General features: G+C 50.9%; 1 rRNA gene. It reads left to right on the forward strand.

The features are described from left to right. Positions 1-501, forward strand: a 23S ribosomal RNA gene (locus AC1DF0_RS32155); the annotation flags it as partial.

Here is a 501-nt window from a genome sequence, read left to right on the forward strand (position 1 = left end):
ACCCAGACCGTCAGCTAAGGTCCCAAAGTTATGGTTAAGTGGGAAACGATGTGGGAAGGCTTAGACAGCTAGGAGGTTGGCTTAGAAGCAGCCACCCTTTAAAGAAAGCGTAATAGCTCACTAGTCGAGTCGGCCTGCGCGGAAGATGTAACGGGGCTCAAACCATACACCGAAGCTACGGGTATCACTTAGGTGATGCGGTAGAGGAGCGTTCTGTAAGCCTGTGAAGGTGAGTTGAGAAGCTTGCTGGAGGTATCAGAAGTGCGAATGCTGACATGAGTAACGACAATGGGTGTGAAAAACACCCACGCCGAAAGACCAAGGTTTCCTGCGCAACGTTAATCGACGCAGGGTTAGTCGGTCCCTAAGGCGAGGCTGAAAAGCGTAGTCGATGGAAAACAGGTTAATATTCCTGTACTTCTGGTTATTGCGATGGAGGGACGGAGAAGGCTAGGCCAGCTTGGCGTTGGTTGTCCAAGTTTAAGGTGGTAGGCTGGAATC

The sequence above is a fragment of the Paenibacillus sp. 05T425 genome, from assembly GCF_056396205.1.